The following is a 22,690-nucleotide window of genomic DNA, read 5'->3' on the forward strand; positions in this document are numbered from 1 at the left end:
GCCACCGGTGCCCGTCGGGCGGGTGGCAAGGCGGCGGAACGGCTCATTCGTCGGGGTTGTAGGAGAGCACCGGCGAGAGCCAGCGCTCCATGGTCTCGAGCGACATGCCTTTGCGGGTGGCGAGCGCCTGCACTTGGTCCTTGCCGATCTTGCCGGTGGAGAAGTAGCGTGACTCGGGATGGGCGAAGTACCAGCCGGAGACCGCGGCGGCAGGCCACATCGCGAAGCTCTCGGTCAGTTCGAGCCCGGCGCGCTCGGTGGCCTCGAGCAGAGTGAACAGGGTCGCCTTCTCGGTATGGTCGGGGCAGGCCGGATAGCCGGGCGCCGGGCGGATGCCGCGGTACTTCTCGTTGATCAGCGCATCGTTGTCGAGCGCCTCGTCCCGGGCGTAGCCCCAGAACTCCTTGCGTACCCGCTCGTGCATCCTTTCGGCGAAGGCCTCGGCGAGGCGGTCGGCGAGGGCTTTGACCATGATCGAGTTGTAGTCGTCGCCCGCGGCTTCGTAGCGCTTGGCGAGCTCGTCGCAGCCGTGGCCGGTGGTCACCGCGAAACCGCCGATCCAGTCGTCCCGGCCGCTCTCCTTGGGGGCGATGAAGTCGGCCAGGCTGAGGCAGACGCCGCCGGGGCCCTTGGCGCTCTGCTGGCGGATATGGTTGAGCCGTTGGATCACCTCGCGACGCGACTCGTCGGCATAGACCTCGATCACGTCATCGTCCACCGTCGCCGCCGGCCAGAAGCCGATCACGCCGCGGGCCTGGATGTGACGCTCATCGATCAGCGTGGCGAGCATCTTCTGCGCGTCATCGAACAGCGTGCGCGCCGCCTCGCCGACCACTTCGTCGTCGAAGATCTTCGGATACTTGCCGACCAGCTGCCAGCTCATGAAGAACGGGGTCCAGTCGATCCGCTCGACCAGTTCGTTGAGGTCGTAGTCGTCGAAGCTCTTCAGCCCGATGAAGCCGGGGCGGGGCGGCTGGTAGCCGGCCCAGTCCAGCTTGGGCTTGTGGGCGCGGGCCTGGGCGTAGCTCAGGTCGGCGGCCTTCGGCCGACGCTTGGCGTTGCGCTCGCGCACCCGCTCGTACTCCTCACGGATCTCGGCGACGTAGGCTGGCTTGAGCGTGGGGGAGAGCAGCCTGCTGGCGACGCCCACCGCGCGCGAGGCGTCGGTGACGTAGACCACTGGAGAGGCGTAGTTGGGCTCTATCTTCACCGCGGTGTGCGCCTTGGAGGTGGTCGCCCCACCGATCAGCAGCGGCAGTTCGAAGCCCTGGCGCTGCATCTCCTTGGCGACGTGGACCATCTCGTCCAGCGAAGGGGTGATCAGCCCGGAGAGACCGATGATGTCGGCGCCCACCTCGCGAGCGGTGGTGAGAATCCTCTCCGCCGGCACCATCACACCGAGATCGATGACCTCGTAGTTGTTGCACTGCAGCACCACGCCGACGATGTTCTTGCCGATGTCGTGGACATCGCCCTTGACCGTCGCCATCACCACCTTGCCCTTGGTCTGCGCATCGCCGCTCTTTTCGGCTTCGATGTAGGGGATCAAATAGGCCACCGCCTGCTTCATCACCCGGGCGGACTTGACTACCTGGGGCAGGAACATCTTGCCGGCGCCGAACAGGTCGCCGACCACGTTCATGCCATCCATCAGTGGCCCCTCGATCACCTCGATCGGCCTGCTGGCCTGCTGGCGAGCGAGCTCGGTGTCCTCCTCGATGAAGGCGGTGATGCCCTTGACCAGCGCATGCTCGATGCGTTTTCCGACCGGCAGGGAGCGCCACTCCAGGTCTTCTTTCTTGGTGCCGCCCGAGCCGTCGCCGCGATAGCGCTCGGCGATCTCGAGCAGTCGTTCGGTGCCGTCCTTGCGGCGATTGAGCACCACGTCCTCGACCGCTTCGCGCAGTTCGGTGGGCAGGTCGTCATAAACCGCCAACTGGCCGGCATTGACGATCCCCATGCTCAGCCCGGCCTTGATCGCGTGATAGAGGAACACCGAGTGGATCGCCTCGCGTACCGGGTTGTTGCCGCGAAACGAGAACGACACGTTGGAGACGCCGCCGGAGACCATGGCGTGGGGCAGGTGATCGCGAATCCACTCGGTCGCCTGGATGAAGTCGACCGCGTAGTTGTCGTGCTCTTCGATCCCTGTGGCGATGGCGAAGATGTTGGGGTCGAAGATGATGTCCTCGGCGGGAAAGCCGATCTCCTCGACCAGGATGCGGTAGGCGCGGGCGCAGATCTCGGTCTTGCGCGCGAAGGTATCGGCCTGGCCCTCTTCGTCGAAGGCCATCACCACGATCGCCGCACCGAAGCGCCGGCAAAGCGTGGCGTGGTGGCGAAACGCCGCTTCGCCCTCCTTGAGCGAGATCGAGTTGACCACCGCCTTGCCCTGCACGCACTTGAGCCCGGCCTCGATGATCTCCCACTTGGAGGAGTCGATCATCACCGGCACCCGGCAGATGTCCGGCTCCGAGGCGATCAGGTTGAGGAACTGCACCATCGCCGCCTGGGAGTCGAGCATGCCCTCGTCCATGTTGACGTCGATGATCTGGGCGCCGCTCTCCACCTGTTCGAGCGCGACCTCGAGCGCGGTGGTGAAGTCTTCTTCCTTGATCAGCCGCTTGAATCGCGCGGAACCGGTGACGTTGGTGCGCTCGCCGACGTTGACGAACAGCGAGCCGGCGTCGATGTTGAACGGCTCGAGGCCCGAGAGCCGGCAGGCGGGCGCGATCTCGGGCACTGCGCGAGGGGGCAGGCCTTGCATCGCCGCGGCGATCGCGGCGATGTGCGCAGGCGTCGAGCCACAGCAGCCGCCGATCACGTTGAGCAGCCCGCTCTCACCGAACTCGCGCACGATCGCCGCCATCTCCTCGGCGCTCTGATCGTACTCGCCGAACTCGTTGGGTAGCCCCGCATTGGGGTGGGCGGAGACGAAGGTGTCGGCCTTGGTCGCCAGCTCTTCGAGATAGGGGCGCAGGTCGGCGGCGCCGAGCGCACAGTTGAGCCCGATGGTCAGCGGCCTGGCGTGGCGTACCGAGTTCCAGAACGCCTCGGTGGTCTGGCCGGAGAGGGTGCGTCCGGAGGCGTCGGTGATGGTTCCCGAGATCATCACCGGCAGCCTTTCGCCGCGTTGTTCGAACAGCTCGTCGAGGGCGAACAGCGCCGCCTTGGCATTCAGGGTATCGAAGATGGTCTCGACCAGGATCAGATCGCAGCCGCCCTCGATCAGCGCCTCGGCCGCCTCGAAGTAGTTTTCGCGCAGCTGGTCGAAGGTGACGTTGCGCTTGGCCGGATCGTTGACGTCGGGAGAGAGCGAGGCGGTCCGGCTGGTCGGGCCGAGGACGCCGGCGACGAAGCGCGGCACCCCGGTGGCGCGCGCGACTTCGTCGCAGGCCTCGCGGGCGATGCGCGCGGCCTCGCGGTTGAGCTCGGGGACCAGTGCCTCCATGCCGTAGTCGGACTGCGACAGCCTGGTGCTGTTGAAGGTATTGGTCTCGACGATATCGGCACCAGCGTCGAGATAGGCGCGGTGCAGCGATTTGATCAACGCTCCCTGGGTCAACACCAGCAGGTCGTTGTTGCCCTTGACCTCGCTCGGCCACTGCGCGAAGCGCTCGCCGCGGAAGTCCGCCTCCTCGAGACGCTCCTGCTGGATCATCGTGCCCATGCCGCCATCGAGGATCAGGATGCGCTGTCGCAGTGCGCTTTGGAGTTCGGCGAGGGTCGCCTCGCGGCTGATCGGGGATTGGGTCATGGGAACGGCTTTCTCTGCTGCTGCAAGCTGGTGGGAGGCGTGACGGGGCGTCATGGCGATGGTCGTGACGATGCGAGATGGTAGCGAAAACCACCCCTTCGGCCCAGCACGAGCTGGCCTGGACGAGTAGCCGTCTAGGATCGCGGATGCGCAAGCGTTAGGGAAATGAATCTTTCTCCGCTGCTGGATGAACGACGGTCATGCTGTACGCCCGCGCGCCATACTTGACAAGATCGCTCTGGTTTTACCGCGACGAGCCGATCGCGTACCATGGACACCATACGTCATCTCGTAACGTCACCGCATACAGTGCAGAGAGTTCGACATGCAACATACCGAAGAGAGCGTGGTCGAGGGTGCCGGCCTCCAGATCACCGCCAGCGCGCAGGACTATCTCGCCGAGCTGCTCGAGAAACAGGGCGTCGAAGGGATCGGCGTGCGCGTGTTCATCACCCAGCCCGGCACGCCCTATGCCGAAACCTGCCTCGCCTACTGTCGTCCCGGCGAGGAAGAGCCCACCGATCTGCGCCTGCCGCTGGAGAAATTCGTGCTGTTGATCGAGGCGCACAGCGAGCCGTTTCTCGAGGACGCGGTGGTCGATTTCAACGCCGACCGCATGGGCGGGCAGCTGACGATCAAGGCGCCGAACGCCAAGATGCCCAAGGTCAATGCCTCGAGCCCGCTGGAAGACCAGATCAATTACGTCCTCTACAGTGAAATCAATCCCGGCCTCGCCTCCCACGGCGGTGAGATCCGCCTGATCGAGATCACCGACGAGAATGTCGCCGTGCTCCAGTTCGGCGGCGGCTGCCAGGGCTGCGCCGCGGTGGATCTGACCCTCAAGGAAGGGGTGGAGCGCACGCTGCTCGAGCGCGTACCGGACCTGCGCGGGATTCGCGACGTCACCGACCATAGCGATACCACCAACGCCTTCTACTGAGCCGCGATACCGAGCCGCCTTCGAAGGCCCGTGACCCCCAGGTCGCGGGCCTTTTTCGTGGACGGGAATGAAAACCGCGGGCGTCGCTTTGCCGCCCGAGACGCAGGGCCGGTCTGCGATGGGCTCGCTCAGAGCGCGTGGCTAGGCCCCACGGACCTTCCTTCCTCCGCCTCGACCGAGATGCTGGTGTCATCTTTTAACCAAGGTAAATAGAGGTTAGGATTGGCTAAGTTAAAAATCAGCTTGGGGCGAGAGTGAGGGGCAGCATGCTGCAAAGAGTCACCAACGAAAACAGCGATATTCGCCGGGGCAGCGTCGGCGTGCCGCGCGGTGCCGGCTGGCTGCGCCGCTTGCTGGCCTTCACCGGGCCCGGTGCGATGGTCTCGGTCGGCTACATGGATCCCGGCAATTGGGCGACTTCGCTCGAGGGGGGATCGCGTTTCGGCTATTCGTTGCTGTGCGTGATCCTGCTTTCCAACCTGATGGCGGTACTGCTGCAGGCGCTGTGCGCGCGGCTCGGTATCGCGACCGATCGTGACCTTGCGCAAAGCTGCCGCGAACACTGTTCCAGACCCGTCAACCTGACCCTGTGGGCGCTGTGCGAACTGGCGATCATCGCCTGCGACCTGGCCGAAGTGATCGGCACCGCGGTGGCGCTCAAGCTGCTGTTCGGTATCCCGATCGCCTGGGGCGCGGTGATCACCATCCTCGATACGCTGCTGCTACTGGCCTTGATCCACAAAGGCTTTCGCTGGCTGGAGGCGTTCGTGATCACGCTCCTGGTCACCATCTTCTGCTGCTTCGTGGTCGAGCTGGCGCTCGCTACGCCCTCGATCGGTGGAATCGTCGGCGGCTTTTTCGTGCCCGATGCCGAGATCGTCACCAATCCGGCGATGCTCTACATCGCGATCGGCATCATCGGGGCGACGGTGATGCCGCACAATCTCTACCTGCATTCGGCGCTGGTGCAGACCCGGGACTATCCGCGCACCGTCGAGGGACGCCGGGAAGCGATACGTTTCGCCACCTGGGACAGCACCTTGGCGCTGAGTCTGGCGCTGTTCGTCAATGCCGGCATCCTGATCCTCGCCGCCGCAGTGTTCCACGGTGCGGGCCAGGAGGTGGCCGAGATCGAAGATGCCTACCAACTGCTCGCACCCTTGCTCGGTGTGGGGGCGGCGGCCACGCTGTTCGGCGTCGCGCTGCTCGCCTCGGGAATCAACTCTACCGTCACCGCCACCTTGGCGGGGCAGGTGGTGATGGAGGGGTTCCTTCGCTTGCGCCTCGCGCCTTGGCTGCGCCGGCTGATCACCCGGGGGATCGCGGTGCTGCCGGTGCTCTACGTGATCGCGGTATACGGCGAGCAGGGCGTCGGCAGGCTTTTGATCCTGAGCCAGGTGGTGCTGTCGATGCAGCTGCCTTTCGCGGTGATCCCGCTGGTGCTGTTCGTCTCGCGGCGCGAAAGCATGGGCGAGTTCGCGATCAAGACGTCGACCAAGGTGTTGGCATGGGCAATCGCGCTTTTGATCGTGGCGCTCAATCTCAAACTGTTGCTCGATACCTTCGTGCTGCTGTAGCGTCTCGCTCTCCCTCCTTAGTCTGGAGTCCAGCATGGATGCATCGCGCGCAGGTTCGTCGCGCGGCTGGCTGTCGCGCCACCGCGGCGGCGTCGCCCTGGGGCTTGCCGCCGGTGGCTTCGCTGCCGCGGAGCTGACCCTTGCACAGGGTTGGTTGCCATCCACCGCGGCGCAGATCCTGGTCACCACCTTCGAAGGGGCGCTGGTCGGTAGCGTCGCCGACTGGTTCGCGGTCACCGCGCTGTTTCGCCGGGTACCGATCCCGCTGCTTTCCCGTCATACCGATCTGATCGCCAAGCGCCGTGCGGCGCTTTCCCGTGGCATCGTCGACATGGTCGAGCGGGAGTGGCTTTCGCCTGCTGCGCTGCGCGAACGCTTGTCCCAGCTCTCCTTCGCCGAGCTGATCAGCCAGCGGTTGCGTCATGGCGAAGGGCGCGAAGCGCTTCGCCGCTTCACTCGCGGCCAATGCGTCAAATGGGTCGCGCGACTCGGTGACCCACGGGTGGAGGCTTTGGCCGACGAGCTGCTCGCCCGGCTCGTCGAGCGCATCGACGTACGCGAGCAGCTCGCACCGCTGCTGCGCCGGTTGGCCAGCGACCGACGGCTCGAAGAGCAGCTGTGGCAAGGCGCGCTTGGGTTGCTCGATCGACTGCTGGTGGATCCCCAGCTGTTCGCACTGCTGCGCGACATGCTGCTCGAACAGCTCCAGGCGCTGTCGGAGGAGGGACGCTGGCAACGGGTCAAGGTATGGCTGGGCAAGCGGTTCCTCGAGGGCGATGACGACCGGGACAAGATCGAACGGCTGCTCGACCAGATCCTTCGCGCCGCGCGTGAGCAGTTGATCGAAGTGGAGGCCGATCCGCGTCATCCGCTGCGACTGCGGATGCGTGCCCAGCTGCGCCTGACCGCCGCCAGGCTCGGACGCCCAGGGGAGCACAAGCTGGCGCAAGCGCTAGAGCGTGGCAAGCAGACGTTGTTCGAGGCGTTCGTCGGCCAGGGTGGGGCACGTAGCTGGTTGGCTTTCTTCCAGCGCTGGCTGGCGGAAAAAGTCGCAAGCGACGGCTCGCAGCTCAACCGCTATATCGATCGTGGCATCGACCGGCTGATCGATCGCCAGCTGGTCGAGCCGAGCGGCAGGGCGCGGTTCGATGAGCGGCTGCGCCGCTGGTGCGGCGAGCTGATCGATGACCATCCGGGGTTCATCGGCGCCATCGTGCGCGAATCGCTCTCGGAAGCTCGAATGCCGACCCAGCGCCTGGTCGGTACCATCGAGGAGAAGGTCGGGCCCGACCTGCAGTGGATTCGAGTCAACGGCGCCGTGGTGGGCGGCGGTGTGGCGTTGCTGATCGCAGTGACGAGAGCATTGTTCGGTAACTGAATTTATACCGTTATCTTGATTTAAGCGTACAACAAGAACGAAGCCTCGGTGGTAAACCCCATCGATACCGACAAAACTCGTCAGCAACCGGATGGAATCCATCGAGCTGGGCCATCCCCGCCAAAATGCGGGGATAGCGGGGCGAACCGTGGCGATGAAGAAAGAAGCGATCAGTAGATGAATGGAGGAATCGGTGCTCGGGCGATCCGTTCCTGCAGCACTCGTAGTTCGGTCCTCACCCGTGCGAGCTCTTTGTCGCGTTCGCTCAGGTCGCGGGCGAGGCGGTCATTGTGCGCACGGCTTTCGTTGAGTAGCTGATCGGTCTGCTGGGCGTGCAGCATCAGATCACGGTGCTTGCGCTCTTCTTCCTGCAGCCCGCGGCGCTGCTCTTCGATCTGGGTGCTGAGCCGACTGATTCTTTCCTCCAGCTGCTCCATACGCCGGCGGCTTTGCTTCTCCTGCTCGGCCTTTTCATGCCGTGCGGCGTCGAGCAGCTGCATCAACCGACTCTCGGCCGTTTCATGACGGGCTTCTTCCTGGCTGAGCCGTTTGCGGTGGGCGAGTTCGAGTCCTTCCACGGCCTGGAGGTGCTCCCGCTCCAGCCGGTCGCGTTCCTCGCTCAGCGAGGCGATCTGGGTATCGCGCATCTGCAATCGCTGGTCGCGCTCTTCCAGCAGCGCGCGGGTCTGATGCAGCTCGCTTTCGGTACGAGCGAGCCCCGAGGTCTTCTCCTCGAGCCGGGCCAGGGTGGCATCCAGCCGTTCGCCCAGCGCGGCAAGCCTCTGCTGGGTGTCCTCGGCATAGCGCTGTGCCTGCTCGGCCTGTGCCTTGGCTTCGCTGACGCCTTCGTCGGCCTGGCGACGATAGAAGGAGAGCCCCTCATAGGCCTCTTCCTGGGCCTGTTGCCACAGCCCCATCAGCGCGTCCTGCAGGCGCTCGGGGATGCTCTGGGGCAGCGGTGTGTCGCGATTTTCCTCCCGGCGGCTACGCCATTCACGCAGATGGTCGCTGATGGTGGTGAAGCTGCCGGTGCCGAGCACATCGCGGATACGCTGCACGCTGGGCGCGTCTCCTCGCTGGATCAAGGTCTCGATCGCTCGCTGTACGTCTTCGTACTGGATGCCGATGCGGGCCATGTCGATGGATCTCCGTTGCTGCAGGCCTTCTTGGGGAGGGGCGGCGCGAGCGGGTGGAGCGAGATGGGTCCGGAGGCGCTGCGCTCGATCGAGTCTACCTCAGTCCGCTCTGCTCAGTCACCATTACGCATAATACGTATTATCGATTTTACATTACGATTAAGCGAATAAATTCAAGATTACCCGCCTTATCTTGATTGTTCATCGCGTATCTGGAATCGACGGGCAGGGAGGCCGGATGCTATGCGTAAAAGTCGACGGGCGCTGACGGACCGAGGCGAAGATCAGTGAAAACCGGGGTCTGGCTAGTGAACATGAGCACTTCGAAAACGGGCACTCCGATCGCACTCGCACGCGCCGGTTTGCAGCGTCGTGTCCTCGAGCGCGGACGGCTTTCATCCACGGCCTAGGGCCGATACTTCCATGGCTTCAGCGCCAGGGTCTTGATCCGCGAGGAGAGGGTGGTCGGCTTCACTCCGAGCAGCTCGGCGGCGCCGCCCGGTCCTGCGACCTTGCCGTTCGCCGCGCGCAGCGCCGCTTCGATGTCGGCACGCTCAGCGGCGCGGCGATCGCTCTCGCGCCTTATATCGGCTGGGCGCGGCGGCGTTGCCGATGGGGGAGCCTGGATCGCTCGCCCATTCGGCAGGTCGATCGTCAGCTTGCCGTCGCGGGCGAGAATCACCGCGCGCTCGATCACGTTCTGCAGTTCGCGGATGTTGCCCGGCCAGTCGTAGCTCTGCAGTCGCGCCATATCGACGGCGCGGACGCTCAGCCCGTCGAGGGATCCCTTGCGTCCGGGCTTCTGCAGGAAGTGGGCGACCAGCAGCGGCACGTCTTCCAGCCGCTCGCGCAGGGGCGCCGCATGGATCGGGAAGACGTTCAGGCGGAAGTAGAGATCCTCCCTGAAGCGTCCTTCGCGTACCTCGCGGGTGAGTTCGCGGTTGGTCGCGGCGATGATGCGCACGTCGACCTGGCGCGTGTGTGTCTCGCCGAGGCGCTCCACTTGGCCCTCCTGGAGGACGCGAAGCAGCTTGCTCTGGAGCTCGAGGGGAATCTCGCCCACCTCGTCGAGAAACAGCGTTCCTCCGTCGGCGAGTTCGAAGCGGCCGATGCGATCGCGCAGCGCACCAGTGAAGGCGCCCTTGACGTGACCGAAGAACTCGCTCTCGAACAGATCGCGGGGGACCGCTGCGCAGTTGACCCGGATCATCGGACGGTCTCTGCGGGCGCTCGCATCATGGATGGCGCGCGCGATCAGCTCCTTGCCGGTACCGGACTCGCCGCTGATCAGCACGCTGGCGTCACTTGGGGCGACCAGCTCGATCTGCCGGCAGATAGCGTCGATGGCGGGGCTTTGGCCGACGATACCGCGCTGGTCGATGTCGTTGCGGATCTCTTCCTGCAGATAGGCGTTCTCCAGCTCCAGGCGCTCGCGCAGCCGATCCACTTCGACCAGCGCGCTTCTCAGCCGCTCCTCTCCCTCGCGACGCAGCGTGACGTCACGGAAGACGATCACCGCGCCGACGATCACTCCGCGATTGCGGATCGGCGTGGAGGTGTACTCGACAGGGAACGACGAGCCGTCGCGGCGAAAGAACACCTCATCCGCGACGGTATGCACGGCACCGTCGCGAAAGGCCGCGTAGATCGGGCAATCACCGTTGTGGTAGTGCCGGCCATCGGCATGATGGTGGTGGACGCTGGCGTGCATGTCGCGGCCTACGAGGTCTTCCGCCGGCCAGCCGAGCAGCGCCTCGGCGGCGGGATTGAGAAAGGTGGTCTTGCCTTCGGCGTTGACCCCATAGATGCCTTCTCCCGCCGCTTTGAGAATCAGCTGGTTCTCGCGCTCGATGTCGCGAAAGATCCGGTCGATGCGCAGCCACTCGGCGATACCGCTGGTCAGGAAGCGGTTCGCCTCGGTGTCCTTGGCATGCTGCTCCTGTTCGAGCAGGTCGATCATCGTGATCAGCAGCAGGTCGTGACCATCCGGGCCGGGCACCCGGTCGCCGCGATACTCGACGCACAGCTCCCTGCCGGCGCCGTGGCGTGGCGTCAGCGTCCGTGTCCAGTAGCGCCCAAGCGTCAGCACCGCCTCGGAGAAGACGATCAGCGCCGGCACCTGCCCAGGATGGAGGCGGCTGAAGCGCAGCCCCTCCATCGCATCCGCAGCGACGCCGAGCAGCTTCGCTGCGGCGGGGTTGGCGCCGCGCACCCGGTCCATCGTCGGATCGACGACGATCATGGCGAGCGAGGCGAACTCGGCGAGTTCGGCGTGGCTCAGAGAGGGGGAGGGCAGCGTCTCGTTCATCGTCGTAGATTAGCGAATTATCGTAACGACCCGAAACGAAAAATCGTCAGTTAGCGACATGGCTGCGGTCGAGACATCGAGAGTCCATGGTAATCAGCTGTTTTTAAATAAGAAAATATTTAGACGCCGGATGGCATGGCGATTGCTCTGGATTAGCCAACGAGACCATCCAGGAGCAGACCGACCATGGGCCTTTTCGACGATCCCTTCCAGACCAAGACACGTCTCGGCGGTTGTTCGTGCGGACGACACGCAGGCCAGGACGAACACGAGAAGGCACTTCAAGGTGAGGCCGCCAAGGTGGCCGATGGGGAAGAGGCGCGGATCACCCGTATCGTCGAGCGCGCGATAATGCGCAAGCTCTTCCCCCAGGATCGCTCGCGTCGTGCCTTCCTCAAGGCCGTCGGCGCCTCGACCGCCGCTGCCGCGGTCGCGCAGCTGCTGCCGGTGGAGATGATTTCCGATGTCCTGGCGCAGGGCACGGGGCCGCTCGAGAAGACCAAGCTGAACATCGGGTTCATCCCGATCACCTGCGCCACGCCGATCATCATGGCCCACCCGATGGGCTTCTACGAGCGCCAGGGGCTGGACGTCAACGTGATCAAGACCGCCGGCTGGGCGGTGATCCGCGACATGACCTTGAACGGTGAATACGACGCCTCGCAGATGCTGGTGCCGATGCCGCTGGCGATCTCGATGGGCGCAGGCTCGAACTCCACCCCGATGGTGGTGCCGGCGATCGAGAACATCAACGGCCAGGCGATCACCCTGGCGATGAAGCACCAGCAGCGGCGCGACCCCGCCGATTGGAAGGGGATGCGCTTCGCCGTGCCCTTCGACTACTCGATGCACAACTACCTGCTGCGCTACTACCTTGCCGAAGCGGGCCTCAACCCGGACACCGATGTCTCGATCCGAGTCGTGCCGCCGCCCGACATGGTCGCCAACCTGCGCGCCGACAACATCGATGGCTTCCTCGCCCCGGATCCGGTCAACCAGCGCGCGGTCTACGACGGCATCGGCTTCATCCATATGCTGTCGAAGGAGCTGTGGGACGGTCATCCCTGCTGCGCCTTCACCGCGACCCGGGCGTTCGCCACCGAAGCGCCCAACACCTATGCGGCGCTGCTCAGGGCGATCATTGAGGCGACCGCCTATGCATCGAACATCGACAATCGTCGCGAAATCGCCGAGGCCATCGCACCGACGAGCTATCTCAACCAGCCGGTCACGGTGATCGAGCAGGTGCTCACCGGCACCTACGCCGACGGCCTCGGCAGCGTCCAGCGTGATCCCGCGCGGATCGATTTCGATCCTTTCCCATGGGAGAGCTTCGCGATCTGGATCATGACCCAGATGAAACGCTGGGGGCAGATTCGCGGTGAGGTCGACTACGCGAGCATCGCCCGCGAGGTCTATCTGGCCACTGACGCCAAGCGGCTGATGGCCGAAGCCGGGATGACCCCGCCGGAGCAGACGAGCAAAACCTTCTCGGTGATGGGCAAGCGATTCGATCCGGCCGATCCCGAGGGTTACCTCGCCTCGTTCGAAATCAAGCGGAGGGAGACATGAAAGCCTCCGAGAATCTCCGCGCGGGCGTGCTGTCCGTCGCTCTGCTCGCCGTGCTGCTGACGGTCTGGCACCTGAGCACCCGGGGCGGGGCGGGGGCGGAGGGGCTCGATCCGGAGTACGCCGCGCTGATGGGCGCGCAGGTCACCCAGGGTACCTCGGCGATGCCGGGTCCGCTGGATCTCGCCGCCACGCTTTGGGAGCACCTCAGCGATCCCTTCTACGATGCGGGTCCGAACGACAAGGGGATCGGGCTTCAGCTCGCCTATTCGCTGGGGCGGGTGCTGCTCGGCTTTACGCTCGCGCTGCTGGTCGCTGTGCCGCTCGGTTTCCTGATCGGGATGTCGCCGCTGATCTCTAAGGCGCTCAATCCCTTCATCCAGATCATGAAGCCGATCTCGCCGCTCGCCTGGATGCCGCTTGCGCTCTACACGATCCGGGACTCATCGGCTTCGGCGATCTTCGTCATCTTCATCTGCTCGCTCTGGCCGATGCTGATGAACACCGCCTTCGGTGTCGCCAACGTACGCCAGGAATGGCTCAACGTCGCCCGAACCCTTGAGATCCCGCCATTGAAGCGTGCGTTCACGGTGATCCTGCCGGCGGCGGCGCCGACGATTCTCACCGGCATGCGCATCTCGATCGGCATCGCCTGGCTGGTCATCGTCGCGGCTGAAATGCTCGTCGGCGGCACCGGTATCGGCTACTTCGTCTGGAACGAGTGGAACAACCTGTCGATCGTCAACGTGATCGTGGCGATCCTGATGATCGGGTTGGTCGGCATGCTGCTCGACCGCCTGCTCGCCGTCTGCACTCGCCTCGTCACCTTCCGGGAATGAGGGCGAATCGATGACCGCACCGCCCCTTGCTCCCACCCGTACTCAGCGCAGCGCTGAAATGGAAATCCCGATGTCGGCCAACCACAAGCTCATCTCCATCGAAGGCATCGCCAAACGCTATCCGAGCAAGGGGGGCGCGCCGCTGACCATCTTCGAGGATGTCTGGCTTTCGATCGACCGCGGCGAGTTCGTCTGCATCATCGGCCATTCCGGCTGCGGCAAGACCACCGTGCTCAACATTCTCGCCGGCCTCGACCAGCCCTCCTCGGGGGTGGTGATCGTCGACGGCAAGGAGATCTCCGGGCCTTCGCTCGATCGCGCGGTGATCTTCCAGGGCCATGCGCTGCTGCCCTGGATGACGGTGCTCGGCAACGTCGCCTATGCCGTCGGGGCTCGCCATCCCAAGTGGTCAAGGGAGCGGGTGCGCGAGCACGCGATGCGCTTCATCGAACTGGTCGGGCTGACCAAATCGGCGCTGCGCCGCCCGGCCGAGCTCTCCGGCGGCATGAAGCAGCGCGTCGGCATCGCTCGAGCGCTGGCCCTGGAGCCTAAGACGCTATTGATGGACGAACCGTTCTCAGCGCTCGACGCGCTGACACGAGGGACGCTGCAGGACGAGGTGAGGCGGATCTGCCTGGACTCGGACCAGACGGTGATGATGATCACCCACGACGTCGACGAGGCGATCTACCTTGCCGACAAGATCGTGCTGATGACCAACGGCCCCCAGGCAAGGTTCGCCGAGATCGTCGAGAACACCCTGCCGCGAGAGCGCATCCGGCGTGACCTTCACCGGCTGCCTGGCTACTACGACATCCGCAACCACCTGATGGACTTCCTCGTCACCCGTTCGGCGAACTTCGATGACGAGCTCGACGAAGGCCGCGAGTGGAGCGCGCGCAGCGTACCGAGGGTTCGCCCAGCCGGCTGCACCGCTTCACGCTTTTCCGCTTCATCACCCTCGGTTTCAACCCATCCGACCAAGGACGAATCACCATGAAACGCACCGAACTGACCGAGAAGATCCTCGACGCAAAGCGCGATGGCGATCTCAGCTGGAAGAGCATCGCCGAGACGATCGGTGGCTATTCGCAGCTCTACATCATGACCGCCTTGCTCGGCCAGATGCGCCTGCCGCCTCCGCAAGCGAGGAAGGCCGCCGAACTCTTCGGCCTCAGCGCCGCCGAGGAGAAGATGCTCGGGGAGGTACCGTACCGCGCAGAGCAGAGCCTCGTGCCCCCGACCGATCCGACGCTCTACCGTTTCCATGAGGCGATGATGGTCTTCGGCCCAACCATGAAGGAGTACATCCACGAGGAGTTCGGCGACGGCATCATGTCGGCGATCGATTTCGATTTGTCGATGGAACGGGAGCCGAACGAGGCCGGTGACCGGGTCAGGATCGTGATGTCCGGCAAGTTCCTGCCCTATCGCTACCATCAGCCGGAGGAGGGCGCGCCTGCGCTGGGCTGCAAGGAGAAGTAGCGCTCGAAGGCAAATCGAGCGCGCGCGTTCGATCCACGGCGGCGCGGAGCCTCGACTGTGCCGCCGATCGCCTCGTACTCGTGAAGACGAGTCTCCATCACCAGTGAAGGAGCCCGGCCATGACGTCACAACGACCACCCCTGCCGCCGTTCGATCTCGACAGCGCCGTGCTGAAGGTCCGCAGGGCCGAAGATGCCTGGAACCTGCAAGAGCCGGAAAAGGTCGCGCTCGCCTACACCCCGGACAGCGTATGGAGAAACCGCGCCGAATTCTTCTCCGGCCGCGCGGCGATCATCGAATTCCTTACCCGCAAGTGGCAGCGAGAGCTCGACTACAGGCTCATCAAGGAGCTATGGGCCTTCCACGCCGACCGCATCGCGGTACGTTTCCAGTATGAATGGCGCGACGCTGATGGCCGCTGGTTCCGCTCCCACGGCAACGAGCAGTGGGAATTCGATGGTGATGGCCTGATGCGCCGGCGCGAAGCCTCGATCAACGACGTCGAGATTCGCCCGAACGAGCGGCGGTTCACCTGGGGCGGCGGCCCCCGTCCGGACGATTTCCCAGGCCTCACCGAGCTCGGGCTTTGATTCGATTGGCCTCACCGCGCACTTGCATTCGTCCTGAGCGCCGGGTGCCGGACCCGGCCGCGCGATCGAGCGGGGCCGTCACGGCAAAGTGACACAAACGCTTGAAACTGGAGCGAATCTGCGACGCCGACTATATCTCTTTGAGGGCGGCGCTCATTTCAGTCGAGAAGCGCAGCCCTTCGCCCCAAGGCCTTGTGGTCAACTGGTCAGGGGAGATCCACTTCGCAGGGAAGAAAGCAGGAGGTGGGGGATGAGTATATCGATGATGACCAACGAAGAGCTCAATGCCGCGCTGGCCGAACAGCTGCCGATGTATCCGGCCTGTGATTACCTCAACGAGATAGAGACCACCATGGCGATTGCCTTCGAGCGCCACATCTCGGTGCATTGGAATGGCAGCGAGTGGATCGCGACCGGGCGTACCCGCAGCGCCCGTGATGCGAATCCACTACGTGCGATCACCATGGTGCTGCTCGAGGAGCCTCAGCGGCTCAGGGCGTGACCCTGAGCCTGTAACCGTCAGACGAGGGGATCGATCGGGGCCGCCGGTACGCCGGCGGCCTCGATCGCTTCGGCGGCGGCGAGGCAGAGATCCTCGCGAAAGCGCGAGGAGAGCAGCTGCACGCCGACGGGAACGCTGCCCTCGAGCCCAGTGGTCAGTGAAAGCGCCGGCAGCCCGAGCAAGGGAATGCCGATCTGCGGCATTTGCGACCTCCAGACTCTCCGGTAGCCCTCTTCGCCACTGAGATCTAGCTGGTTGGGAAACGCAGGCTCAGCCCCATTGGGAAGCAGCACCACCGGATAGCGAACCAGGAACAGCTGCCATTCGCGGATCAGGCTCGCCCGGCGAGTGAGCGCCGCGGAAAAGTCCGGCAAGGTCAAGCTCTCCGCCACCCTGCGCTGACCATCGAGCGCGGCCAGCGCACCGGGGTCGTTCTCGCGCTCGGCCGCGCGCCACATCGCCTCGAAACCATCCCCCATCCATAGCTTGACCTGAAGCTTCGCCGCCTCCTCGAGCGGCGGCAGGCGCTCGAGGCGCTCCACCTGCCAGCCCGATTCGGCAAGGGCCGACCCGGCGCATTCGAGCGCGTCGACCAGCACCTGGGCGGTCTCCATGCCGTCCGGATGAGTGCACAACGCGACTCTCTTCTCCACCTGCGGCCCGGTCAGCGGCGCTGGCACCCACCAGGGATCGCGGGGATCGAAGCTCGCCATCGCCTCGAGTCCGAGGCGCAGGTCGGCGACGCTGCGAGCCAGGGGGCCCGAGACCGCCATCAGCTGCGGTCCTATGCCGCGCTCCGGTGAGGAGGCGTTGAAGGCCGGCACTCGGCCCAGGCTGGGACGCAGCCCGTGGACGCCGCAGGCCGCGGCAGGGTAGCGAATCGACCCCGCGATGTCGGTACCATGGGCAAGATGGCCGATGCCCGCGGTGACCGCCGCCGCGGCACCGCCGGACGAGCCGCCCGGGGTCAGGCTTGGATCGCGTGGGTTGAGGGTCGCGCCGTGGAGCAGGTTGTCGGTGAACCAGCGGTAGCTGAACGCCGGGGTGTTGGTACGCCCGACGATGACCGCACCGGCGCGCTTCAGATTGGCGACCACCGGGTTGTCCTGTTCAGCGATCAGCTCACGCTGCAGCTTCACCCCATTGGTGGTGGCGAATCCCTGCTGGTCGACATTGACCTTGACTGTGATCGGCACACCGGCGAGCGGGCCGAGCCGCTCACCCTCGGCCAGCCGGGCATCGATCTCGCGAGCGCAGCGCAGCACTTGTTCAGGGTCGTGGTCGACGACCGCGTTGATCGCTGGATTGACCTGGTCGAGCCGGGACAGCGCGGCCTCGGCGGCCTCCGATGCCGAGATTTCACGACCGCGGATGCGTGTCGCTAGTTCAGTCGCCGAGAGGCGCCATACTTCACTCATCGATCTGCTCCTTGTCGTTGTCGATGGCTAATGTCGATGATTATCGTCGATGGTCGTTATTCGATGTCGCGGTGGACGTTGATATGGATGTCGCCGAGTCGACGCACTCGTCCACGTTCGAGTCCAGTCGTCATAGTACAACAGCCAAGTCGCTTGGGCCGGCGCCTGCGCGGCGCTAGACTGTCAGCGTCGCATCGACCACTGAATGGATGAACAAGGAGCAACGGTGACCGAGCCCAGAGGAGAAGTCGCGCTGCGCCTGCCGCTAGAAGCGACGGGCACCGGGCTCATGCGCCCCGCGCCCGCCGGGGCACGGATCGATGCCGAGCACGACGTGGCCGCGGTAGGCCTGTGGCTTGCCGAGTACCGGCTCAGTCCACGGACCCAGCGCCACTACCGCAAGGAGGCCGAGCGGCTGTTGCTATGGCTTGCGGATCATGGACTCGGACTCGCCGAACTCGACCGAAGACGGCTCGCCGACTTCGAGGCCTTTCTCGCCGACCCGCGCCCGAGCGAGCGCTGGATAGGCCCGACCAGGCGGCGCAGCGACCCGGACTGGCGTCCTTTTCGCGGTCCGCTCGGTGCCGCCAGCCGGCGCCAGAGCCTGGTGATCCTGCAGGGAATGTTCGCATGGCTGCAGGAGGCGGGCTGGGTGGCGCACAATCCGTTCCGGCTGGTCCGCGACAAGGGACGGCGGCTCGACAATCGCCAAGGTCGGGTCGAACGCTACCTGGAGCGGCCGCTGTGGAACTGGCTCTGGCACTGGATCGATCAGCGCGCCGCCGCAGCGCCGCCGGGGAGGCCGCGTTTCGAGGCCCAGCGGATCCGCTTCGTGTTCGCCTTCGCCTATCTGCTCGCGCCGAGGATCAGTGAGATCGCCGCCGCCCGGATGAGCGACTTTCGTCTGCGTGAAGGCCACTGGTGGTGGGAGGTGACCGGCAAGGGTGACAAGCGAGCGGCGCTACCGGTGCCCGACGAGATGCTCGAAGCGCTGGCCGTCTGGCGTGGCGAACTGGGGCTTGCGGCGCAGCCGGGAGCCTTCGAGCACCAGCCGCTGCTGCGCGGCCTCGATGGCGAGCGTCCGCTCGGCGACAACCAGCTCTACCGGCTGATCAAGGCCGTCTTCCTGGCTGCGGCGCAGGCGCTCGAACGAAGAGGCGACGCTCGCCCCGAGCAGCTGGCCGCGCTGCGTGCCGCGACGCCGCACTGGCTACGCCACACATCGCTCACCCACCAGGCCCAGCACGGCGTCGAGCTGCGCTACCTGGCGCAGAGCGCGCGACACGCACGCATCGACACCACCGCGCGCTACCTGCACACCGAAGCCGAGGAATGGCAGCGGCAGGTGGCCGGCCATCGGCTCGAACCCAGCGGATGAACCAGCCTCCCGGGCAAGCGCGGGGAGCGCTATAATCGCGGCCAATTTTTCCAAGGAGCAGGCATGAGCACCGAACAGGCCAAGGCCGAGCTGATCGAAGAGTTCGGTTTCTTCGACAACTGGATGGACCGCTATCAGTACATCATCGATCTTGGCAGGGAGCTGCCGCCGCTGCCGGACGAGTGGAAGGTCGCGCAGTACCGGATCGAGGGCTGCCAGTCGAATGTCTGGATCCACCACCAGCGCGAGGGCGAAGTGCTGCACTTCGATGCCACCTCCGACGCGGCGATCGTCGCCGGCCTGATCGCCGTGGTGATGCGGATCTACAACGATCGCTCCGCCGAGGAGATCCTCGCGACCCCGCCCGACGCGTTCAAGCAGCTCGGCCTCGAGCAGCACCTCTCGCCCACCCGCAACAACGGGCTGCACGCGATGCTCGCCCACATCTACCAGGTCGCCGAGCGCGAAGCGCGGGGCTGATCAGCGTTGCCGCCGACGGCAGTCGCAGCCGTCTTCATCCCGCGGCGGTGGCTTTCTCGAAGGCACTGGTCTCGAAGGCACTGGGTCGACCCCGCCAGGGTGCCAAGGGTGGCACTTGAGGATTCGCTTCAGCGCCAGCCAGCCTCCGCGCAGCGGCCCGTGAGTCTCGAGCGCCTCGATCGCATAGCTCGAGCAGCTCGGCCAGAAGCGACAGCGCGGACCGAGGACCGGACTGATCAGGTACTGGTAGCCCCGCACCAGCCAGATCAGCGGGCGGCTCATCCAGCGTGCCAGTCGTGAGTGTTCAGCGCGGGCCATACAGGGTCGCGGGGTCGATCAGCGGCGCGCTGATCACTTCGCCGCCGTCGCCATCGAGTCGGGTATAGAAGCAGCTGTGCCGGCCGGTATGGCAGGCAGGCCCGGTCTGGTCGACCTTGAGCAGCAGGGTATCGCCGTCGCAGTCGAGGTAGGCCTCGACCAGCTGCTGCACCTGTCCCGAGCTCTCTCCCTTGCGCCAGGGCTTGGCGCGCGAGCGCGACCAGTAGCAGACCCGCCGTTCGCGCAGCGTCTCGAGCAGGGTGTCGCGATTCATCCACGCCATCATCAGCACCTCACCGTCGTCGTACTGCTGGGCGATCGCCGGAACCAGGCCATCTTCGTTCCAGGGCATCGCGTCGAGCAGGGCGTCGAGGGCGAGCCGATCACCTGGCGCGGCGGTTTCGAGGGCTTTGAAAGTGGCGGCGGACAAAACTGATTTCTCCATGGATCGAAAGCGAAAAGGAGCGAGGAGGGCGGCTCAGGCCGCCGAGCGGCAGTCTGGGCAGAGGCCGACCAGTTCGACGGTCTGGCGCTCGAGGGTATAGCCATGCTCGGCGACCAGCTGCGACATCAGCGCGGTGACCTCCAACCGGTGCATCTCCTCCACCCGTCCGCAGGCGCGGCAGATCATCAGCTGGAAACCGCCGTGATGGTCGGGACGCGGCTCGGGGCAGGGGCAGGCGACGAAGGCGTTCTGCGACTCGATGCGGTGGACCAGCCCTTGCTCCATCAGGAAGTCGAGCGCGCGATAGACCGTCGGCGGGCGCGCCGAGGCGTGTTCGGTGGAGAGGCGATCCAGCAGTTCGTAGGCCTTGAGCCCCCCCGGCGTATCGCTGACCAGCTCGAACACGCGGCGGCGAATCGGGGTAAAGCGCACCCCCAGTTCCCGACAGCGCTGTTCGGCGATATCGACCAGCTGTTCGGCCGAGGCCGTATGATCACAGTGCATGGAGTCTCCCGGACGCGACCAGTGACGCAATAGTATACCACTTCGCCACATCGGCTCGTCACGTCCTCCGGCGGGAGGCTCCTTCGTCACCTAGTCGAGCAGCTCCGGCTCGGCCTGGGTGATCCATTGATAGAGCGGCTGGAAGCTGAAGTAGCCCCCTTTGTGGGTGCCGACCTGGCTTGCGGTCAGCCGCGCCGTCTGCTCGTCGATCGGCTGCACTGCTCCGGCCGCCTCGGCGAGCAGCTGGGTGCGCGCCGCGTTGTCCATGCTGATGAACCACCAGGCCGCCGCCTCGATCGTAGGTCCCACGGTCAGCAGCCCATGGTTCTTGAGGATCAGCGCCTTGCGCCGGCCCAGGGTGGCGGCGAGCCGCTCGCCTTCGCTCGGTTCGAGCACGACCCCGCTGAACGGATCGAATACCTCATGGTCGTCGAAGAACGCGCAAGCGTCCTGGCTGATCGGATCGAGCCGGCGCCCCAGCGCCGCCCACGCCTTGCCGTAGGTCGAATGGGTGTGGGCGGCGGCAAGGACCTCCGGGTGGGCTGCGTGGATTGCCGAGTGGATCACGAATCCAGCGTTGTTGATCGGGCGATCGCCGATCAGGATCTCGCCTCGATGGTCGACCAGCTGCAGGTCGCTGACCCGGATCGTCGCGAAGTGCTGGCCGAGCGGATTGATCCAGAAGCGTTCGGGAAACTCGGGATCGCGCACGGTGACGTGGCCTGCGAGTCCCTGGTCGAAGCCATAGCGGGCGAACAGACGAAAGGTCGCCGCCAAGCGCTGCTTGCGATGCAGCCGCTCCGCTTCGATGTCGCTCGAGCTCTCGCGGTAGTGCAGAGCGAAACCTGGACGTGGCGATTGTGCCGTAGCGCTACTCATGGGGTTCTCCACTGAAGATGAAGGGGGATCAGGCCGAGGCGAGCCCCGCTGAAAGCTGCGTCGTTCTCTCGCGTTCGGCCACCTTGGCGTGCACCCGCGGCAGCAGCTCGCGACCATAGTCGATCGCATCGACCAGCGGATCGAAACCGCGGATCAGGAAGGTGGATATGCCGAGATCGTAGTAGTCGAGCATCGCCTCGCTGACCTGCTCCGGGGTCCCGACCAGCGCGGTTGAGTTACCCTGGGCACCGGTCAGCGCGGCGATCCCGGTCCAAAGCCTCTGGTCGATCCGTTCACCCTTGGCGGCCGCCTCGAGCAGCCGCTGGGAGCCGGCATTCTGTGGCGGCGTATAGGCACGGTCGCCACGCAGCGCCCGAGCCCGCTCGAGAATCCGCCGCGCCTTGTCCCAGGCCGCCTCTTCGGTATCGGCGATGATCGGACGCAGCGACAGGCTGAAGCGCGGCGAGCGCCGATGGATGCGGGCAGCCTCGCGCACGCGGTTGAGCAGCTCATCGACCTGGGCCAGGCTTTCGCCCCATAGCGCATAGATATCGGCGTGCCGGCCGGCGACTTCGATCGCCTCGTCGGAGGCACCGCCGAAGTAGACCGGAATGCCACGGCCGCGGTCGAACGGCTTGATCTGCGAGTGTGCGCCGTCGACGCGATAGTAGGCGCCGCGATAGTCGAACGGCTCGTCGCTGGTCCATTCCGCGCGCAGGATGTCGAGATACTCATTGGCGCGCGCATAGCGCTGCGCCTTGGTGAGGTAGTCGCCATCGGCCTTGAGCTCCTGGTCGTTGCCGCCGGTGATGATGTGCACCGCGGTCCGGCCACGGCTGATGTGGTCGAGGGTGGCGAGCTGACGGGCGACGATGCTCGGGGCATTGAAACCCGGGCGATGGGCGATCATCAGGCCGAGCCGATGGGTGTGGGCGGCGACGTGCTGGGCGACCAGCAGGCTCTCCGGTGAGTTGGAATGAAAGGCGAGCAGTACGCGATCGAAGCCGCCTTGCTCTTGGGCCTTGGCCAGGGTCTCGACGTAATCCAGGTCGAGCGGTGCGCCTTCGGCGGCGAGGCTTTCGGAGCCTGCGTGATTACCGACGAAACCGATGAATTCAACCGGCATGGAAAATACTCCTTGGGCCTCGAGGGCCGGACATGGGGTGAATGGCGCAAAATTCGCGGCC

20 protein-coding genes are annotated in these 22,690 nt (G+C 65.3%); 11 read left to right on the top strand and 9 right to left on the bottom strand.

The features are described from left to right. Positions 1 to 43: 43 nt before the first annotated feature. Positions 44 to 3,757: a methionine synthase gene (metH, locus tag Q376_RS0103660; protein WP_027349160.1), complete on the bottom strand. Its 3,714-nt coding sequence runs from the start codon at positions 3,755 to 3,757 to the stop codon at positions 44 to 46. 325 nt (positions 3,758 to 4,082) lie between these two features. Between metH and nfuA the strand changes: the two genes are divergently transcribed. The 3 genes from nfuA (at position 4,083) to Q376_RS0103675 (ending at position 7,652) form a co-directional block, all read left to right on the top strand. Next, on the top strand, positions 4,083 to 4,697 hold the full coding sequence (gene nfuA, locus Q376_RS0103665; RefSeq protein WP_043446098.1) for a Fe-S biogenesis protein NfuA: 615 nt from the start codon (positions 4,083 to 4,085) through the stop codon (positions 4,695 to 4,697). A 266-nt stretch (positions 4,698 to 4,963) separates the two neighbouring features. Next, positions 4,964 to 6,274 carry an Nramp family divalent metal transporter gene (locus tag Q376_RS0103670; protein WP_052364925.1) on the top strand — a complete coding sequence of 437 codons (1,311 nt, stop codon included), beginning with the start codon at positions 4,964 to 4,966 and terminating at the stop codon, positions 6,272 to 6,274. A gap of 34 nt (positions 6,275 to 6,308) precedes the next feature. Then, complete coding sequence (locus Q376_RS0103675) at positions 6,309 to 7,652, top strand: DUF445 domain-containing protein (protein ID WP_027349163.1); 1,344 nt, start codon at positions 6,309 to 6,311, stop codon at positions 7,650 to 7,652. A 170-nt stretch (positions 7,653 to 7,822) separates the two neighbouring features. On the opposite strand, the gene Q376_RS21315 is transcribed toward Q376_RS0103675, so the two are convergent. Both Q376_RS21315 and Q376_RS0103685 read right to left on the bottom strand, forming a co-directional pair. Then, the gene (locus tag Q376_RS21315) at positions 7,823 to 8,788 is read right to left on the bottom strand and encodes a DNA-binding protein (protein WP_043446101.1); all 966 of its coding nucleotides are present in this window, start codon (positions 8,786 to 8,788) and stop codon (positions 7,823 to 7,825) included. 406 nt (positions 8,789 to 9,194) lie between these two features. Continuing rightward, the gene (locus Q376_RS0103685; protein ID WP_027349164.1) at positions 9,195 to 11,096 is read right to left on the bottom strand and encodes a sigma 54-interacting transcriptional regulator; all 1,902 of its coding nucleotides are present in this window, start codon (positions 11,094 to 11,096) and stop codon (positions 9,195 to 9,197) included. Positions 11,097 to 11,282: 186 nt separating this feature from the next. On the opposite strand from Q376_RS0103685, the gene Q376_RS0103690 reads away from it, so the two are divergent. The 6 genes from Q376_RS0103690 to Q376_RS0103715 all read left to right on the top strand — a co-directional run bounded on the left by Q376_RS0103690 (position 11,283) and on the right by Q376_RS0103715 (position 16,081). Beyond that, positions 11,283 to 12,668: a CmpA/NrtA family ABC transporter substrate-binding protein gene (locus Q376_RS0103690; protein ID WP_027349165.1), complete on the top strand. Its 1,386-nt coding sequence runs from the start codon at positions 11,283 to 11,285 to the stop codon at positions 12,666 to 12,668. Further along, entirely contained in the window at positions 12,665 to 13,504 is an 840-nt protein-coding gene (gene ntrB / locus Q376_RS0103695) for a nitrate ABC transporter permease (protein WP_027349166.1), read from the top strand. Before Q376_RS0103690 ends, ntrB begins: the two co-directional genes overlap by 4 nt. A gap of 70 nt (positions 13,505 to 13,574) precedes the next feature. Beyond that, the gene (locus tag Q376_RS21320) at positions 13,575 to 14,504 is read left to right on the top strand and encodes an ABC transporter ATP-binding protein (protein ID WP_043446105.1); all 930 of its coding nucleotides are present in this window, start codon (positions 13,575 to 13,577) and stop codon (positions 14,502 to 14,504) included. Next, the gene (cynS, locus tag Q376_RS21325; protein ID WP_052364926.1) at positions 14,501 to 14,989 is read left to right on the top strand and encodes a cyanase; all 489 of its coding nucleotides are present in this window, start codon (positions 14,501 to 14,503) and stop codon (positions 14,987 to 14,989) included. Before Q376_RS21320 ends, cynS begins: the two co-directional genes overlap by 4 nt. A gap of 119 nt (positions 14,990 to 15,108) precedes the next feature. Continuing rightward, positions 15,109 to 15,579 carry a nuclear transport factor 2 family protein gene (locus Q376_RS0103710; RefSeq protein WP_027349167.1) on the top strand — a complete coding sequence of 157 codons (471 nt, stop codon included), beginning with the start codon at positions 15,109 to 15,111 and terminating at the stop codon, positions 15,577 to 15,579. Positions 15,580 to 15,829: 250 nt separating this feature from the next. Next, entirely contained in the window at positions 15,830 to 16,081 is a 252-nt protein-coding gene (locus Q376_RS0103715) for a hypothetical protein (RefSeq protein WP_027349168.1), read from the top strand. A 17-nt stretch (positions 16,082 to 16,098) separates the two neighbouring features. On the opposite strand, the gene Q376_RS0103720 is transcribed toward Q376_RS0103715, so the two are convergent. Further along, on the bottom strand, positions 16,099 to 17,499 hold the full coding sequence (locus tag Q376_RS0103720; RefSeq protein ID WP_027349169.1) for an amidase family protein: 1,401 nt from the start codon (positions 17,497 to 17,499) through the stop codon (positions 16,099 to 16,101). Between the two features lie 226 nt (positions 17,500 to 17,725). On the opposite strand from Q376_RS0103720, the gene Q376_RS0103725 reads away from it, so the two are divergent. Together Q376_RS0103725 and Q376_RS0103730 are read left to right on the top strand one after the other, a co-directional pair. Continuing rightward, a complete protein-coding gene (locus Q376_RS0103725) occupies positions 17,726 to 18,877 on the top strand; it encodes a tyrosine-type recombinase/integrase (RefSeq protein WP_425402422.1) in 1,152 nt (383 codons plus the stop codon). A gap of 63 nt (positions 18,878 to 18,940) precedes the next feature. Next, entirely contained in the window at positions 18,941 to 19,357 is a 417-nt protein-coding gene (locus tag Q376_RS0103730; RefSeq protein WP_027349171.1) for a SufE family protein, read from the top strand. Here the strand turns inward: Q376_RS0103730 and yidD are convergent, their stop codons facing one another. From yidD to Q376_RS0103755, 5 genes are all read right to left on the bottom strand, one after another. After that, positions 19,358 to 19,639 carry a membrane protein insertion efficiency factor YidD gene (gene yidD / locus Q376_RS21330; RefSeq protein WP_052364927.1) on the bottom strand — a complete coding sequence of 94 codons (282 nt, stop codon included), beginning with the start codon at positions 19,637 to 19,639 and terminating at the stop codon, positions 19,358 to 19,360. Between the two features lie 22 nt (positions 19,640 to 19,661). Further along, entirely contained in the window at positions 19,662 to 20,120 is a 459-nt protein-coding gene (gene hisI, locus Q376_RS0103740) for a phosphoribosyl-AMP cyclohydrolase (protein WP_027349173.1), read from the bottom strand. Between the two features lie 33 nt (positions 20,121 to 20,153). Next, positions 20,154 to 20,624 carry a Fur family transcriptional regulator gene (locus tag Q376_RS0103745; RefSeq protein ID WP_027349174.1) on the bottom strand — a complete coding sequence of 157 codons (471 nt, stop codon included), beginning with the start codon at positions 20,622 to 20,624 and terminating at the stop codon, positions 20,154 to 20,156. A 90-nt stretch (positions 20,625 to 20,714) separates the two neighbouring features. Further along, positions 20,715 to 21,503, bottom strand: coding sequence for a class II aldolase/adducin family protein (locus Q376_RS0103750; RefSeq protein ID WP_043446108.1), 789 nt, complete (start codon positions 21,501 to 21,503; stop codon positions 20,715 to 20,717). Positions 21,504 to 21,531: 28 nt separating this feature from the next. Next, a complete protein-coding gene (locus Q376_RS0103755; protein WP_027349176.1) occupies positions 21,532 to 22,629 on the bottom strand; it encodes an LLM class flavin-dependent oxidoreductase in 1,098 nt (365 codons plus the stop codon). Between the last annotated feature and the right edge of the window lie 61 nt (positions 22,630 to 22,690).

The organism is Halotalea alkalilenta DSM 17697, assembly GCF_000621205.1.
Taxonomy (GTDB): domain Bacteria; phylum Pseudomonadota; class Gammaproteobacteria; order Pseudomonadales; family Halomonadaceae; genus Halotalea; species Halotalea alkalilenta.

Bases quoted from the DNA above. Each gene is read 5' to 3' on its own strand.
- Q376_RS0103710 (WP_027349167.1), top strand. From the start codon at position 15,109: ATGACGTCACAACGACCACCCCTGCCGCCGTTCGATCTCGACAGCGCC.
- hisI (WP_027349173.1), bottom strand. From the start codon at position 20,120: ATGGAGAAATCAGTTTTGTCCGCCGCCACTTTCAAAGCCCTCGAAACC.
- Q376_RS0103675 (WP_027349163.1), top strand. From the start codon at position 6,309: ATGGATGCATCGCGCGCAGGTTCGTCGCGCGGCTGGCTGTCGCGCCAC.
- Q376_RS0103750 (WP_043446108.1), bottom strand. From the start codon at position 21,503: ATGAGTAGCGCTACGGCACAATCGCCACGTCCAGGTTTCGCTCTGCAC.
- Q376_RS0103670 (WP_052364925.1), top strand. From the start codon at position 4,964: ATGCTGCAAAGAGTCACCAACGAAAACAGCGATATTCGCCGGGGCAGC.
- yidD (WP_052364927.1), bottom strand. From the start codon at position 19,639: ATGAGCCGCCCGCTGATCTGGCTGGTGCGGGGCTACCAGTACCTGATC.
- Q376_RS0103730 (WP_027349171.1), top strand. From the start codon at position 18,941: ATGAGCACCGAACAGGCCAAGGCCGAGCTGATCGAAGAGTTCGGTTTC.
- Q376_RS0103720 (WP_027349169.1), bottom strand. From the start codon at position 17,499: ATGAGTGAAGTATGGCGCCTCTCGGCGACTGAACTAGCGACACGCATC.
- Q376_RS0103745 (WP_027349174.1), bottom strand. From the start codon at position 20,624: ATGCACTGTGATCATACGGCCTCGGCCGAACAGCTGGTCGATATCGCC.
- Q376_RS0103690 (WP_027349165.1), top strand. From the start codon at position 11,283: ATGGGCCTTTTCGACGATCCCTTCCAGACCAAGACACGTCTCGGCGGT.
- Q376_RS0103685 (WP_027349164.1), bottom strand. From the start codon at position 11,096: ATGAACGAGACGCTGCCCTCCCCCTCTCTGAGCCACGCCGAACTCGCC.
- cynS (WP_052364926.1), top strand. From the start codon at position 14,501: ATGAAACGCACCGAACTGACCGAGAAGATCCTCGACGCAAAGCGCGAT.
- ntrB (WP_027349166.1), top strand. From the start codon at position 12,665: ATGAAAGCCTCCGAGAATCTCCGCGCGGGCGTGCTGTCCGTCGCTCTG.
- Q376_RS21315 (WP_043446101.1), bottom strand. From the start codon at position 8,788: ATGGCCCGCATCGGCATCCAGTACGAAGACGTACAGCGAGCGATCGAG.
- nfuA (WP_043446098.1), top strand. From the start codon at position 4,083: ATGCAACATACCGAAGAGAGCGTGGTCGAGGGTGCCGGCCTCCAGATC.
- Q376_RS0103755 (WP_027349176.1), bottom strand. From the start codon at position 22,629: ATGCCGGTTGAATTCATCGGTTTCGTCGGTAATCACGCAGGCTCCGAA.
- Q376_RS0103715 (WP_027349168.1), top strand. From the start codon at position 15,830: ATGAGTATATCGATGATGACCAACGAAGAGCTCAATGCCGCGCTGGCC.
- Q376_RS21320 (WP_043446105.1), top strand. From the start codon at position 13,575: ATGTCGGCCAACCACAAGCTCATCTCCATCGAAGGCATCGCCAAACGC.
- metH (WP_027349160.1), bottom strand. From the start codon at position 3,757: ATGACCCAATCCCCGATCAGCCGCGAGGCGACCCTCGCCGAACTCCAA.